Here is a 12,245-nt window from a genome sequence, read left to right as displayed (position 1 = left end):
AGAGTACTATGAAACCACATTTTTATTGGTTTGCTCCTACAAATGGAGATGGAAGGTATTTAGGGTTAAAGCAGCCTGAAAGAGAGCCGACCTTTGAGTATTTAGTAGATGTAGCTCAAACGGCAGAAAAAGCAGGATTTGAAGGGATTTTGATTCCTACAGGTATTCCTTATTTAGATTCATGGCTTGTAGGGTCTGCTATCATTCATCAGACAAAGCATATAAAACCGTTAATTGCATTTAGACCCGGCTTTGTTTCACCGACAGTTGCATCTAAAATGGCAGCGACTTTAGATCAATTTTCTAAGGGAAGAGTGTTGGTCAATGTTGTAACGGGCGGTTCAGAAAAAGAGCTAGCACAAGACGGTGACTATTTATCACATCAACAACGCTATGAACGTACAGATGAATTCTTAACTGTAGTGAAAGAAACGTGGCAAGGAGAATCGTTTCATCATGATGGCGAGTTTTTTAATGTAACTGAAGGAAAGTTGATTCCTACTCTCTATCAAGAAAAAGGTATTCCTATTTATTTTGGAGGTTCTTCCGATATAGCTAAGGAAATAGCTGCTAAAGCTGCAGATGTTTATTTGCAATGGGGGGAGCCAATTGCGGGCATTCAGGAGCAAATTCAAGACGTTGAAAATCGAGCTAAAAAGTATAATCGTCAATTAGAGTACGGTATTCGGATCCATATAGTTGTACGGGATACAGAACAAGAGGCTTGGGATGCTGCTTATAACATTATTAGTAAAATTGAAAACCCTGTACAATCGAATCTTAATCGATATTATGAAACGGTAGATTCGGTGGCTCAAAAAAGAATGAACGTCCTTACTGCTGAAAACGAGCGATTTGATCAATACAGCTGGGCAGGTATCGGAAAAATTCGAAAAGGTGCAGGAACCGCCATTGTTGGTACACCAGATCAAGTGAAAGCAGGATTGCAAGCGTATATTGATATCGGTGTAACGCACTTTATTTTATCAGGCTTTCCTCATAAAGAGGAAGCGGAAATTTTCGGTGAAAAGGTATTACCATTATTTGAATAAATGGGGTGATCATTGAATGGAATTTGTAATTTGGGGCTCAAATTTAGCAGGTGGATTTTTACGTTCTAGGATAGAGCAAAATACAGAAGGAAGCTTTGAGTACAATAAAACGTTGATAAAATTAGCTGAAAAGTTAGATATAAATGCTGTTTTATTTCCGATTCGATATATAGGGAATATTGGTGGTAATGGTAGTGTTGAAGAAGGACAGCTGGATGCCCTTACGATTGCGGCAGCATTATTTGCTGAAACGAAAAATATTCACTTTATAGCAGCTGTTTTGCCTGGGTTCATCCATCCGGCAACTTTAGCAAAAATAGGTTCAACGATTGACGTCATTTCAAATGGGAGATTTCATATTAATTTAGTGAGTGGCTGGTTTAAAAAAGAACAGGAAACCTTTGGTATTGAATGGATCAATCACGAAGATCGCTATCGACGTTCAACAGAGTATTTAGAGGTATTGAAAGGTCTTTGGTCACAAGATAACTTTAGCTACGAAGGCGAATTCTATACAATAAAAAATGCAACGCTTACACCAAAACCAATTCAAAAGCCGTATCCTTCAATTTATCAAGGTGGTAATTCAGAGGACGCTCAAGTTATGGCGGGCGCGCATAGTGATGTTTATTTTATGAACGGAGCGCCGATTGTAGAGTTGCAAAAACAGATTGAAAATGTAAAAGAGATTGCAAAAAGAAATGGTCGGACGATAAAATTTGCTGTTAATGCATTTGTGATCGCCCGTAAAACTTCTGAAGAAGCGCTCCAAGAATTTCAATCTATTATTGACCATGCCGATGAGGAAGCAATCCTGCAGTTCCAGAATCGTAAAGAAACGTTAGGAATGTGGAAAAATGCCACTCAGTTAAGTGATTTTGTAGCTAATAATGAAGGTTTTCGTACAGGGTTAATCGGTAGTTATGATGAGGTAGCTGCTAAATTACAAGAATTAAGTAGCGTTGGTATAGAAAAGGTGCTAATTACATTTAAAGAGCCGTTAAAAGAATTACCAGAATTTCATGAACATGTTATCACAAAACTGAATAACAGTATTTTTAACCTTTAAAACATTGTAATTCTATAGGTTAAATACAAATGGAGGGGTGTTTTAAATACAAAATTTATCGAAGAGATATATTAGTAAGAAAGGTTTATTTGATGTGGTTCACCCAGCATCTTTGAAGATTCAAGCTGACAATATTTATGGAATTATAGGATATAGAGATGCGGGGAATTAGCAAAATAAATAAATAAATATACGGGCCTTTGTTATAAGAAGCGGTTATCTGCACTTATAGCAAGGGTTTTTGTGTGCATAGGTATGAAAGAGTTATTAGATTTTTCGGAGTTATAAAAAAAGTAATTGAATTCGTAGTAAAACAAGTGGTAATATATCTTATAAGAATACTAGGGTATGCAAAGGGGAATTGTGGATGGTCCAAATGATTATTACGGGACTTATTTGTGGAGCTTTACTTGGATTTGTTATGCAACGTGGTCGTTTTTGCTTAACCGGCGGATTCCGCGATATGTATTTAACAAAAGATAACCGTATGTTTTACGCATTACTTATTGCGATAGCAATTCAAAGTGTGGGTGTATATACCTTAATTAGTTTAAAGGTATTTGAATTCAATGCTGGTTCTTTACCAATCGTAGCTGTTATTGTGGGTTCATTTATTTTTGGAATTGGCATTATTTTCGCTGGTGGTTGTGCAACAGGGACTTGGTATCGGGCAGGAGAAGGTTTAATTGGCAGTTGGATTGCATTAGCTGGATATATGCTTGTAGCAGCAATGATGAAATCAGGCGTATTGTTGCCACTGGATAAAACTATTAAAGAAACGAGCATTGAAAGTAATTCTATTGCTGAGACAATTGGCGTAAACAACTGGTTGATTATAACGATTTTTGTAGTAGTTGTAGCATTTATCATTTACCGTGAGCTCAAGAAGCCACGAGTGAAAATCCCGGGGTTAAAGCCGAAAAAAACGGGATTAGCACATATTTTATTTGAAAAACGTTGGCATCCATTTATTACTGCAACAATTATTGGCGTGATTGCAATTTTAGCTTGGCCATTAAGTGTTGCTACTGGTCGAATCCATGGATTAGGAGTTACAACACCTTCTGCTAATATTTTGCAATTTTTAGTGACAGGCGAAATTAGCTACATCAACTGGGGTGTTTTCCTAGTACTAGGGATTTTCTTAGGATCATTATTTGCAGCAAAAATGAGTGGCGAATTTAGATTCCGTATACCAGATACAAAAACAGCGATTAATAGCCTATGTGGCGGACTTATGATGGGGTTCGGCGCAGGTTTAGCAGGAGGTTGCTCAATTGGTAATGGATTGGTGATGACAGCGATGATGACTTGGCAAGGCTGGATTTCATTAGGGTTCATGATTTTAGGTACATGGACAGCATCTTACTTTGTATTCGTTCGACCAAGTAAAAAAGCTAAGCAATCTACGCAAGTAATAACAGCGTAAGAAGGAGTGTTTTATATGAAAAGAACATTAGAAGTAATGGGTATGGTTTGTCCATTTCCTTTAGTAGAAGCAAAAGAAGCTATAAAAGACTTAAATTCAGGTGATGAATTAGAAGTGCAATTTGATTGCACACAAGGTACAGAATCCATTCCTCGTTGGGCTGCTGAAGAAGGGCACGAGGTAACAGAGTATGAACAAGTTGGTGAAGCTGCTTGGACAATTACTATTAAAAAGAAATAAGCTTGCATAGCAATATGCTTTAAAGTCTATTTAAGCGAGCAATTCGATGGTAAAATCGTCGAATTGCTCGCTTTTTTTGATACAGGAGGAAAAAACATTGTAATGATGGTTAAGAAAAAATAAGAACTTTCATGTTGACATTATACCTAATGGGGTATATTATAAATCTCGTGAGTGAGTTCAATCGATCGTTTTGGAAGGGGGCGTGATAGTATGGCTTACGGTGCGAAAACAGCTAATCGAGTGAAGCGAATAGAAGGTCAATTGCGTGGTGTTTTACGCATGATGGAAGAAGAAAAGAACTGTAAAGATGTGATTACACAGCTATCTGCCGTGCGTTCTGCGGTTGATCGGACTATCGGAGTAATCGTTAGTGAAAATTTATTGGAATGTGTAACGACTGCTGAAGGGGATGCTGAAAAAGTCGATGCGGCGATCCAAGAAGCAATGGATTTAGTCGTGAAAAGCAGATAAATTTTATATACCCTAAATAGTATGTGTAGGAGGCGATATTACTTGGGAACATGGATTATACTTGCTGTTGTTATAGCGTTTTTCGTTTGGCGAATGAAGCCAGCGAAAGGGGTACAGTCAATTTCGATGGCACAATTGAAAAATATGCTAAATGATAAGGATAAAGTTTTTATCGATGTGCGTACACCTGCTGAATATAAGGGGCGAAATATCCCGCAATTTAAAAACATTCCGCTCGGTTCTAGCTTTGACAAATTACCGAAGGATAAAGAGATTGTTGTCATTTGCCAAAGCGGCATGCGCAGTAGTCAGGCGTGTAAACAACTGAAAAAACAAGGATTTGAGCGTGTAACAAATGTCCGTGGAGGTATGAGCACGTATTAGGAGGAGAAAAGCATGAAGGAAATTTCAACAAAAGAAGTACAACAAGCTTTAGAGCGAGGTCAGGCAATAAATTTAATCGACGTACGAGAAGTAGATGAAGTGGAGTCAGGACACATCCCGGGCATTATTCACATTCCACTTGGTTTACTTGAATTTCGTATGCATGAGCTAAATAAAAATGAATCATACGTTATGGTCTGTCGATCAGGTGGACGAAGTGGTAGTGCTACTCAGTTTTTAGAAAGCCGAGGCTTCGATGTATCCAATATGGTTGGTGGCATGCTCGCTTGGAATGGAGAAGTAAAGTAAGAAGATGCAGAGAACCTGTAACGCTTGCTATATTTTTTTAGTAAAAATAATACCCGTATAGGTATAAGGAGGAAGTTATGAGTATTAAGGCAGATTTTCAGCTAGATGCCAAGGGGCTTTCTTGTCCTATGCCGATTGTTAAAACGAAAAAGGCGATGGCTGATTTAGTAGATGGTCAAATTTTAGAAGTATCAGCAACAGATAAGGGCTCGAAGGCGGATATTGCTGCGTGGGCTGAATCTGTGGGTCATCAATATATTGGGACAGTGGAAGAAGAGAGTGTGCTTAAACATTACATTCGTAAATGTTCAGATGACACGGTGGATGAGAGAACATTTGAACAGACAATTGAGTTAGAAAAGGTTATGGAAAGAGAAGGTCTTATTCTCGATGTTCGTGAGGAGGCTGAGTTTGCTTTTGGACATATCGAGGGAGCAAAGTCTATTCCGATGGGGGAACTAGAAGCTCGCCTTTCTGAACTTGACAAAGAGCAAGAGATATATGTCGTTTGTCGAACTGGGAAGCGTAGTGATTTAGCTGCTCAAAAGCTTGCGGCACATGGTTTTACAAAGGTATTTAACGTTCTTCCAGGTATGACATCCTGGACGGGCGAAATAATGAATAATATTTAGGAGGAATTTATTATGTCAAATAAAGTAGCGATAATTGCAAGTAACGGTGGTCTTTTCGATGCGTATAAGGTATTCAATATTGCAACGGCAGCGGCGGCTACAGAGAAAGAAGTAGCTATCTTCTTTACATTCGAAGGGTTAAATTTAATTCATAAACAAGGAATGCATGCTTTACCTATGCCTGCGGGAGCGGAGCATTATGCAGAAGGGTTTGCTAAAGCTAATGTACCAGCAATTCCGCAATTAGTGGAGATGGCACAGGAGTTAGGTGTGAAATTTATCGCGTGTCAAATGACGATGGATGTAATGAGTTTAACGACAGATGATTTTATTGAAGGTATCGAGGTTGGAGGGGCTGTGACGTTCTTAGAGTTTGCGAAAGATGCAGCACCGTCATTAACATTCTAATTAACATAATTGATTTATACAGCTATACCGGCGGAGAGGACAGTCCTTTCCGCTAAAAAAACCAATAAAATAATACCTCAGGGGGTAATCGAAGTGTCAGTTCTAAAATGGGATGCAGCACAAGTAGCGAAAAAAGTAATTAATAATGAAGAACTATTTATTTTAGATGTTCGAAATGCGGACGCATTTGAAGATTGGAAAATTGATGGCCATAAATTTGAATACCTTAATATTCCGTATTTTGAGCTATTAGATGGCGTGGAGGATATTTTATCGAAGATTCCAGCGGATAAGGATGTGTTAGTCGTTTGTGCGAAAGAAGGTTCATCGCTGATGGTAGCCGAGATGCTATCAGAAGTGGGACGCACGGTGGCTTATTTAGAAGGTGGAATGAAAACGTGGAGTGAATATTTAGAACCGATTAAAGTTGGAGATTTAACAGGTGGTGGTGAGCTTTATCAATTTGTACGCTTAGGGAAGGGTTGCCTTTCTTATATGGTCATCTCTGAGGGTGAAGCAGCGATTATTGATGCTGTGCGTTTTACCGATGTATTCACAAGCTTTGCAGAGAATAAAAACGTAAAAATTAAATATGTGTTTGATACACATTTGCATGCTGATCATATATCTGGTGGACGACATATAGCGGCTACTACTGGTGCGACGTATTATTTACCACCAAAAGATGCAGAAGAGGTTGTGTTTGACTATATACCTTTACTTGATGGAACAACTGTACAGGTTGGCGCATCTAAAATTGACGTAGGAGCGATTTATTCGCCTGGTCATACAATTGGTTCAACGTCATTCGTTGTGGACAGCAAGTATTTATTAACTGGAGATATTTTATTTATTGATTCAATTGGACGCCCTGATTTAGCGGGTCTTGCAGAAGATTGGGTTGGTGATTTACGCGAAACACTTTACAAACGATACAGAGAATTATCAGATGATCTAATTGTTTTACCAGCTCATTTTATGATTATTGATGAATTAAATGAAGATGGAACTGTAGCAAAACATCTTGGACAATTATTTGCTGAAAATCACGGCTTAAATATTAAAGATGAGGCAGAATTCCGAAGTGTCGTAACAGAGCATTTACCTCCACAGCCAAACGCATATCAAGAAATTCGTCAAGTAAATATGGGGAAGATTACTCCAACGCAGGATGAACAAACAGAGATGGAAATTGGTCCGAATCGCTGTGCAGTACGGTAGTTCGTTTATAAAAGAAATTCAAATGCAATGAGTACGATGCGTGGATATAGCATGTAAATATCGTGAAGCGAAGGCGCTCATCCTTCGTAAAGTCGCGAGAAAACAAAGAGGACCGGCAAAATCGCTTACAACCTTTGCTGTTCCAAAGGAGAAAAATATGAAATCAAATTTACAATTAGATGCAAAAGGCTTATCTTGTCCAATGCCTATAGTGAAAACAAAAAAAGCGATAGATACATTAGCTTCAGGCGGGATTTTAGAGGTTCAAGTAACAGATAAGGGAGCTCTAGCGGACATCCCTGCTTGGGCAAAAGCTGGCGGTCATACAATTTTAGATAAATTTGAAGACGCTGGTGTCATTACATTCTTTATTCAGAAAGCTTAAAACTGGTGAGGGTTGTCTCTTCTATTTGAAGTTTAGAGCAACCCTCCTTTCATTAATTGGTGGAAATTTAAAATGTCCTTAAGGTGAAGTGACCAGAAAGAAGGAAAAGTATGGATTTAACATGGATCATTACAATATTTTTGATAGGCTTTGTCGGTTCATTTGTATCAGGAATGCTAGGAATTGGCGGAGCAATTATAAAATATCCAATGTTATTATATATCCCACCTTTACTTGGTTTTGCAGCATTTTCAGCACATGAGGTATCGGGTATTAGTGCAGTAGAAGTGTTTTTTGCCTCTGCTGCTGGGGTATGGACGTATCGAAAAGGCGGTTATTTAAATAAATCACTGATTATATATATGGGCGGTGCCGTATTAGCAGGAAGTTTCATTGGTAGTTATGGCTCCAAATTTTTATCTGAAGTAGGAGTTAACATCGTTTATGGTGTATTAGCGTTGATTGCTGCAGTGATGATGTTTATTCCTAAGAAGCAAATTGACGACAAACCTTTAGATGAGGTAACGTTCAATAAACCGATAGCAGCCGTATTAGCGTTTATTGTTGGTATTGGATCGGGGATTGTTGGGGCAGCAGGTGGTTTCTTGTTAGTACCTATCATGTTAGTAGTATTAGGTATACCAACACGTATGACAATCGCTACAAGCCTTGCTATTACCTTAATATCCTCAATAGGCGGGACAATAGGGAAATTGATGACGGGACAAGTTAATTACTATCCTGCATTTATTATGATTATAGCTAGCCTAGTAGCTGCTCCACTAGGTGCGAAAGCAGGAAAAAAGTTAAATACAAAAATTTTACAAGTTATGTTAGCGGTACTAATATTGGCAACTGCTATTAAAATTTGGATGGATATATTGTAGGGGGAGGTAGTAAATGAAAATTGAGGTTTTTTCGGATTTTACGTGTCCGTTCTGCTATATTGGCAAACGAGAGCTGGAACGTGCTATTGACTTAGCAGGTTATTCAGGGCAGGTAGAAATTGAATACAAAGCATATCAAATTGGGCCAGATACGCCTAAGAAAGATGCACCAACTTTATATGAGGGTATGGTCGCGAAATTTAACTCCACGGTGGAAGAAGTAAATGAAATGACTAAGGGTATAGCAATGAGGGCTGAAGAGGTTGGCTTGCATTACAATTTTGAAGAAATGAAAACAGCCCATACTGAAAAAGCTCATCGATTGGCAAAATGGACAAGGAAGTTCGGTAAAGAGTCGATTTATACGGAAGAGCTTATGAGTGGTTATTTTACGGAAGGGAAAGACTTAAACGATGAGAGGTTCTTGTTAAAAGTCATTGGAAATTTAGACTTAGATGTTGAACTTGCAAAGGGTGTACTGGCATCGAATGACTTCTGTGAAGCTTTAGACAGAGATCGATATGATGCTCAACAGTTAGGTGTACAAAGTGTTCCGTTCTTTGTTTTTGAAAATCGTTACGGTATTAAAGGTGCAGAGCCGAATGAGGTTTTTGTACGAACTTTGCATCAAGCGGCAGAGATAGCGGGTATCCAGCCGGTATTAAAGATGATAGGTGATGGTGAAGCTATTTGTGCTGATGGTGAATGTAAATTATAAGGGAACGCTATAATGCCGGGTGCAATGCTGTGCTCGGCATTAAGTAGGATTCTATTATTTTCTTCGTTTAATATATTATAAACAGTGTTACAAGCAATATCACTGGTACTTCCTCCAACTGTAATTAAAACTCGTTCCTGGCAGCTTCTAGCCCTGCTTTAGTACGTTGTTGAATTACATTCCTCTCAAACTCTGCAAAAATAGCTAACATTCCGAACATAGCCTTTACAGTCGGTGTAGTTGTATCAAGTTGATCGTTGATACTAACAAATTGCATACCTTTCTTTTGTAGTTCATCAGTCAACAGGTAAAGCTGTTTTTATAGCCAATAATTCTTTTTGCTATGAACATCCTTCATTTGTCTTTATTTCCGTACTGATTATATAAAATCATTGTAGACAGATTTATGAATAACAAGGACACTTTATAGCATATAAAAGCTATTAATTGGTTCTTTCTTAAAATGAACATAAAACGATTGTTTAAAAGACAAATAATAAAGTTACTTAATTAATTTTATATAAAGTCTCCTGTATCTCCTTCGCTCAAAGCTTTTGCAAATATTTTGCGTAAAAAAAGTGAATGATTCCCTTTTACTTTTGCATTAAATTGCTCCCAATCCTCTTTTGTAAGTGTGAGAGAAACCTTTTTTTGTAATGCCAATACTGGGACGACTCACAGATAGCCACATCAAAATGGCGACTCCGACAACGTTCATGTACAAACAATTCTTTTTTGCTCATAGGAACACCATTTTTTAGTTACCTTTTATTTTATATTTTAAGTAACCTAAGATTATTCAGTGCCATCACAAAAAGAAAAAACAGAATTAAATAGCTGGCCCCATTGAATCCCATACTTACAATTTTCTATCGTTTAGCAATTTCAAACGTATCCCTAACTCTGCCATGAAATCATCAAGTTGCATCACTGTATACCCGTATAAGCATTTATTTCACCACTTAAAAATTTTCCATGAAAATTCGTTGGGATTTAATTCCAATATTTTTGTGTGGCTGTTTCATTGAAAAGCTGCTAACACAGTAAGCGTTCTTTTTGTATCTTCTACCACATACCAGGTCTCCTTATTTATTTTCATTGCATAAAACCCAATTTAATCTATATTTGACCTCACATCCATGTGAAGCTGTATTAATTTTTCTTTCCTATTTTCCAAAACAACCTTATATGGTTCCGAAACTTAACCTTACTAAAATCCTTTCAATCCATCCATTGAATTTTATGCAGTTAAACTGGATAAAAAAATAGGAGGTACATGATGGGCATTTAGGGGGGCGAGTTCGGGTGACCCGTAATTTTTTTATGGGTTTGATTTTACAGGCCTTTTAAATGCTCTGTAAGCCATTTTAAGTGATTCAAAGGGTTTATAAGAATTAAAAAGTATTTTATATCGCACCAATTTAGCTATACTGCTACAAGAAGAACAAATGTGGACTGATTTTATGAAAGCGTAATACGAATTCAATCAAAAACTAGTAGAGCAATTAGAACGAATTGAACAACGACAAATCGAACGTGATCAACAACTGATGAAGGCGATCCACGAAACACAACAAGTAAAAACCTTGCTGCTACCATAAAATATGGTGGCACTTTTTTTAAAAAATCAGTTTAAGCAATCTAAATCAATAAAAAGAAAAAAGAGTAGCAATTGCCACTCTTTTTTTCTCGCCCTCATTTTACAAAATACAATACTACAAAAACAAAAAATAAAATTACACCTAAGAACATCGCAACCTTATCAATAACACTCTTTCTACGCATATAGCCTATAAAAGCTAATAAACCCGAAGAAAGCGCTAAAGCAATATAATTATATCCCTTAGGTTCAAAAATAGTTAATAACCAAACAATAATAATAGTTAAAGGTGCAAAGTACACCATTTTATCTTCTTTTTTCAATTTATACCAATTTCCCCTTTTCTTAACTGTAAAATCATGTTAATATAATAATTGAGTAATATGTTCAGAAAATTATCTTAATATATTACTTAAAAAAACACAACCAGGGAGATACACATTATGAATTTTTTAGGTAAAAAAACATTATTTACAGGTGCATCCATAGCCTTACTAGGCACAACTTTCGCTTTATCGCCTGTAAGCTTATCAACAACAGAAAGTGGAGTAAAATTAACAGCACCTGTCGCTGAAGCAGCTGCATCTGATTGGGTATATGTTGAAACAAAGAAAAAAGATACAGGAGCACAGAACGCAATGACTGTAGCAACAGCATCTGCATTAGGTACATTACTAGGTATTGGGGCTCCGTACACGTCTCCTTTATCAGCATTTGGGGTAGTTATTCTAGATAAAAGTTTGAAAACAGCTTATTTCACAGATAAAATTTGGATGCGTATGGCTGGTTCTACTTTCCAAAATAAACATGAAATCACTATGTATAGTGATTCTTCATATAAGAAGAAACTAAAAACAGTAACACTTGTTGAAAATGTAAGTGCTGGTCCAAAAAGCATTAAATAAATACCTTCATACTAAAAAATAAAAGAGTAGTGGCTATATGCCACTACTCTATAAAATAATTTTGTTTCATCCAATTCCAACGAGCAATCAACACTAACGCTGTTTCCTCCGTTTTTACTTCCTCTTTTTCAGTGATATGTACTAAATTGCCATTTTCACCACCCAAATTCAATTCCTGATGAACTTCTTTTAACAAACCACTCAACATATCAAGCATTTTTTATACAAACCTTTCCTTTTTCTAAATCGCCTACATACTTAAATTATCATCGAAATTCCCTGTTAAATAATCCTCATCTTCTTTTACCGAATATTCCCTCATCTCTTGGACCGCACTCGCCAACCCTGCCGGCAAATGACTAGCAACCTCTTTTTTTCGCACATCTCGTACTACCTGCACACGCACAACTGGCGTATAATCCAGTTTCATGGCTTTTTGCCATAAGCTTGTCCATTCAGGCTCTTTTTTATTTGAAGGTGAAGTATAATTCACACCGAATAATACATAGAGGTATTAAGTCTCGTTTAATGT

20 protein-coding genes are annotated in these 12,245 nt (G+C 37.1%); 15 read left to right on the top strand and 5 right to left on the bottom strand.

Annotated features, from left to right (window positions below; genetic code table 11):
• Positions 1-8 precede the first annotated feature (8 nt).
• The 13 genes from ACFVT8_RS17850 (at position 9) to ACFVT8_RS17790 (ending at position 9,208) form a co-directional block, all read left to right on the top strand.
• The gene (locus ACFVT8_RS17850) at positions 9-1,052 is read left to right on the top strand and encodes an LLM class flavin-dependent oxidoreductase (RefSeq protein ID WP_387084412.1); all 1,044 of its coding nucleotides are present in this window, start codon (positions 9-11) and stop codon (positions 1,050-1,052) included.
• A 16-nt stretch (positions 1,053-1,068) separates the two neighbouring features.
• Complete coding sequence (locus tag ACFVT8_RS17845; RefSeq protein ID WP_387084410.1) at positions 1,069-2,121, top strand: LLM class flavin-dependent oxidoreductase; 1,053 nt, start codon at positions 1,069-1,071, stop codon at positions 2,119-2,121.
• A gap of 367 nt (positions 2,122-2,488) precedes the next feature.
• Positions 2,489-3,550 carry a YeeE/YedE thiosulfate transporter family protein gene (locus tag ACFVT8_RS17840; protein ID WP_387084408.1) on the top strand — a complete coding sequence of 354 codons (1,062 nt, stop codon included), beginning with the start codon at positions 2,489-2,491 and terminating at the stop codon, positions 3,548-3,550.
• Positions 3,551-3,565: 15 nt separating this feature from the next.
• A complete protein-coding gene (locus ACFVT8_RS17835) occupies positions 3,566-3,790 on the top strand; it encodes a sulfurtransferase TusA family protein (RefSeq protein ID WP_049663225.1) in 225 nt (74 codons plus the stop codon).
• A gap of 213 nt (positions 3,791-4,003) precedes the next feature.
• Complete coding sequence (locus ACFVT8_RS17830) at positions 4,004-4,264, top strand: metal-sensitive transcriptional regulator (RefSeq protein ID WP_387084406.1); 261 nt, start codon at positions 4,004-4,006, stop codon at positions 4,262-4,264.
• A gap of 42 nt (positions 4,265-4,306) precedes the next feature.
• Entirely contained in the window at positions 4,307-4,648 is a 342-nt protein-coding gene (locus tag ACFVT8_RS17825; RefSeq protein ID WP_387084404.1) for a rhodanese-like domain-containing protein, read from the top strand.
• A gap of 12 nt (positions 4,649-4,660) precedes the next feature.
• On the top strand, positions 4,661-4,957 hold the full coding sequence (locus ACFVT8_RS17820; RefSeq protein ID WP_387084402.1) for a rhodanese-like domain-containing protein: 297 nt from the start codon (positions 4,661-4,663) through the stop codon (positions 4,955-4,957).
• A gap of 77 nt (positions 4,958-5,034) precedes the next feature.
• Positions 5,035-5,589 carry a sulfurtransferase TusA family protein gene (locus tag ACFVT8_RS17815; RefSeq protein WP_387084400.1) on the top strand — a complete coding sequence of 185 codons (555 nt, stop codon included), beginning with the start codon at positions 5,035-5,037 and terminating at the stop codon, positions 5,587-5,589.
• 12 nt (positions 5,590-5,601) lie between these two features.
• On the top strand, positions 5,602-5,997 hold the full coding sequence (locus ACFVT8_RS17810) for a DsrE/DsrF/DrsH-like family protein (RefSeq protein ID WP_387084398.1): 396 nt from the start codon (positions 5,602-5,604) through the stop codon (positions 5,995-5,997).
• 93 nt (positions 5,998-6,090) lie between these two features.
• Entirely contained in the window at positions 6,091-7,218 is a 1,128-nt protein-coding gene (locus ACFVT8_RS17805) for an MBL fold metallo-hydrolase (protein ID WP_387084396.1), read from the top strand.
• Positions 7,219-7,375: 157 nt separating this feature from the next.
• On the top strand, positions 7,376-7,603 hold the full coding sequence (locus ACFVT8_RS17800) for a sulfurtransferase TusA family protein (RefSeq protein ID WP_387084726.1): 228 nt from the start codon (positions 7,376-7,378) through the stop codon (positions 7,601-7,603).
• 110 nt (positions 7,604-7,713) lie between these two features.
• A complete protein-coding gene (locus ACFVT8_RS17795; protein WP_387084394.1) occupies positions 7,714-8,490 on the top strand; it encodes a sulfite exporter TauE/SafE family protein in 777 nt (258 codons plus the stop codon).
• A gap of 13 nt (positions 8,491-8,503) precedes the next feature.
• Positions 8,504-9,208: a DsbA family oxidoreductase gene (locus ACFVT8_RS17790; protein WP_387084392.1), complete on the top strand. Its 705-nt coding sequence runs from the start codon at positions 8,504-8,506 to the stop codon at positions 9,206-9,208.
• A gap of 124 nt (positions 9,209-9,332) precedes the next feature.
• Here ACFVT8_RS17790 and ACFVT8_RS17785 read toward each other — a convergent pair whose 3' ends face one another.
• Together ACFVT8_RS17785 and ACFVT8_RS17780 are read right to left on the bottom strand one after the other, a co-directional pair.
• Complete coding sequence (locus ACFVT8_RS17785; protein ID WP_387084390.1) at positions 9,333-9,512, bottom strand: recombinase family protein; 180 nt, start codon at positions 9,510-9,512, stop codon at positions 9,333-9,335.
• Positions 9,513-9,724: 212 nt separating this feature from the next.
• Positions 9,725-9,871 (bottom strand): hypothetical protein, encoded by a 147-nt coding sequence (locus tag ACFVT8_RS17780; protein WP_387084388.1) that lies wholly within the window; start codon positions 9,869-9,871, stop codon positions 9,725-9,727.
• 851 nt (positions 9,872-10,722) lie between these two features.
• On the opposite strand from ACFVT8_RS17780, the gene ACFVT8_RS17775 reads away from it, so the two are divergent.
• The gene (locus ACFVT8_RS17775) at positions 10,723-10,809 is read left to right on the top strand and encodes a DUF3967 domain-containing protein (protein ID WP_387084724.1); all 87 of its coding nucleotides are present in this window, start codon (positions 10,723-10,725) and stop codon (positions 10,807-10,809) included.
• A gap of 94 nt (positions 10,810-10,903) precedes the next feature.
• Here ACFVT8_RS17775 and ACFVT8_RS17770 read toward each other — a convergent pair whose 3' ends face one another.
• Entirely contained in the window at positions 10,904-11,131 is a 228-nt protein-coding gene (locus ACFVT8_RS17770; RefSeq protein ID WP_387084386.1) for a hypothetical protein, read from the bottom strand.
• 120 nt (positions 11,132-11,251) lie between these two features.
• Here ACFVT8_RS17770 and ACFVT8_RS17765 point away from each other — a divergent pair, with 120 nt between their 5' ends.
• Positions 11,252-11,713: a hypothetical protein gene (locus ACFVT8_RS17765; RefSeq protein ID WP_387084384.1), complete on the top strand. Its 462-nt coding sequence runs from the start codon at positions 11,252-11,254 to the stop codon at positions 11,711-11,713.
• Between the two features lie 43 nt (positions 11,714-11,756).
• Here the strand turns inward: ACFVT8_RS17765 and ACFVT8_RS17760 are convergent, their stop codons facing one another.
• Together ACFVT8_RS17760 and ACFVT8_RS17755 are read right to left on the bottom strand one after the other, a co-directional pair.
• Entirely contained in the window at positions 11,757-11,930 is a 174-nt protein-coding gene (locus tag ACFVT8_RS17760) for a hypothetical protein (RefSeq protein ID WP_387084382.1), read from the bottom strand.
• A 33-nt stretch (positions 11,931-11,963) separates the two neighbouring features.
• Positions 11,964-12,206, bottom strand: coding sequence for a protein rep (locus ACFVT8_RS17755; protein WP_387084380.1), 243 nt, complete (start codon positions 12,204-12,206; stop codon positions 11,964-11,966).
• Positions 12,207-12,245: the final 39 nt, after the last annotated feature.

The sequence above is a fragment of the Lysinibacillus sp. NPDC058147 genome, assembly GCF_042884205.1.
GTDB lineage: Bacteria > Bacillota > Bacilli > Bacillales_A > Planococcaceae > Lysinibacillus.
The sequence above is the reverse complement of the archived record's forward strand: the minus strand, read 5'-3'. Positions and strand labels throughout refer to the sequence as shown.

Coding starts and splice junctions, on each gene's coding strand:
- ACFVT8_RS17840 (WP_387084408.1), top strand. CDS start 2,489: ATGGTCCAAATGATTATTACGGGACTTATTTGTGGAGCTTTACTTGGA.
- ACFVT8_RS17765 (WP_387084384.1), top strand. CDS start 11,252: ATGAATTTTTTAGGTAAAAAAACATTATTTACAGGTGCATCCATAGCC.
- ACFVT8_RS17810 (WP_387084398.1), top strand. CDS start 5,602: ATGTCAAATAAAGTAGCGATAATTGCAAGTAACGGTGGTCTTTTCGAT.
- ACFVT8_RS17800 (WP_387084726.1), top strand. CDS start 7,376: ATGAAATCAAATTTACAATTAGATGCAAAAGGCTTATCTTGTCCAATG.
- ACFVT8_RS17830 (WP_387084406.1), top strand. CDS start 4,004: ATGGCTTACGGTGCGAAAACAGCTAATCGAGTGAAGCGAATAGAAGGT.
- ACFVT8_RS17850 (WP_387084412.1), top strand. CDS start 9: ATGAAACCACATTTTTATTGGTTTGCTCCTACAAATGGAGATGGAAGG.
- ACFVT8_RS17845 (WP_387084410.1), top strand. CDS start 1,069: ATGGAATTTGTAATTTGGGGCTCAAATTTAGCAGGTGGATTTTTACGT.
- ACFVT8_RS17820 (WP_387084402.1), top strand. CDS start 4,661: ATGAAGGAAATTTCAACAAAAGAAGTACAACAAGCTTTAGAGCGAGGT.
- ACFVT8_RS17815 (WP_387084400.1), top strand. CDS start 5,035: ATGAGTATTAAGGCAGATTTTCAGCTAGATGCCAAGGGGCTTTCTTGT.
- ACFVT8_RS17790 (WP_387084392.1), top strand. CDS start 8,504: ATGAAAATTGAGGTTTTTTCGGATTTTACGTGTCCGTTCTGCTATATT.
- ACFVT8_RS17795 (WP_387084394.1), top strand. CDS start 7,714: ATGGATTTAACATGGATCATTACAATATTTTTGATAGGCTTTGTCGGT.
- ACFVT8_RS17835 (WP_049663225.1), top strand. CDS start 3,566: ATGAAAAGAACATTAGAAGTAATGGGTATGGTTTGTCCATTTCCTTTA.
- ACFVT8_RS17760 (WP_387084382.1), bottom strand. CDS start 11,930: ATGCTTGATATGTTGAGTGGTTTGTTAAAAGAAGTTCATCAGGAATTG.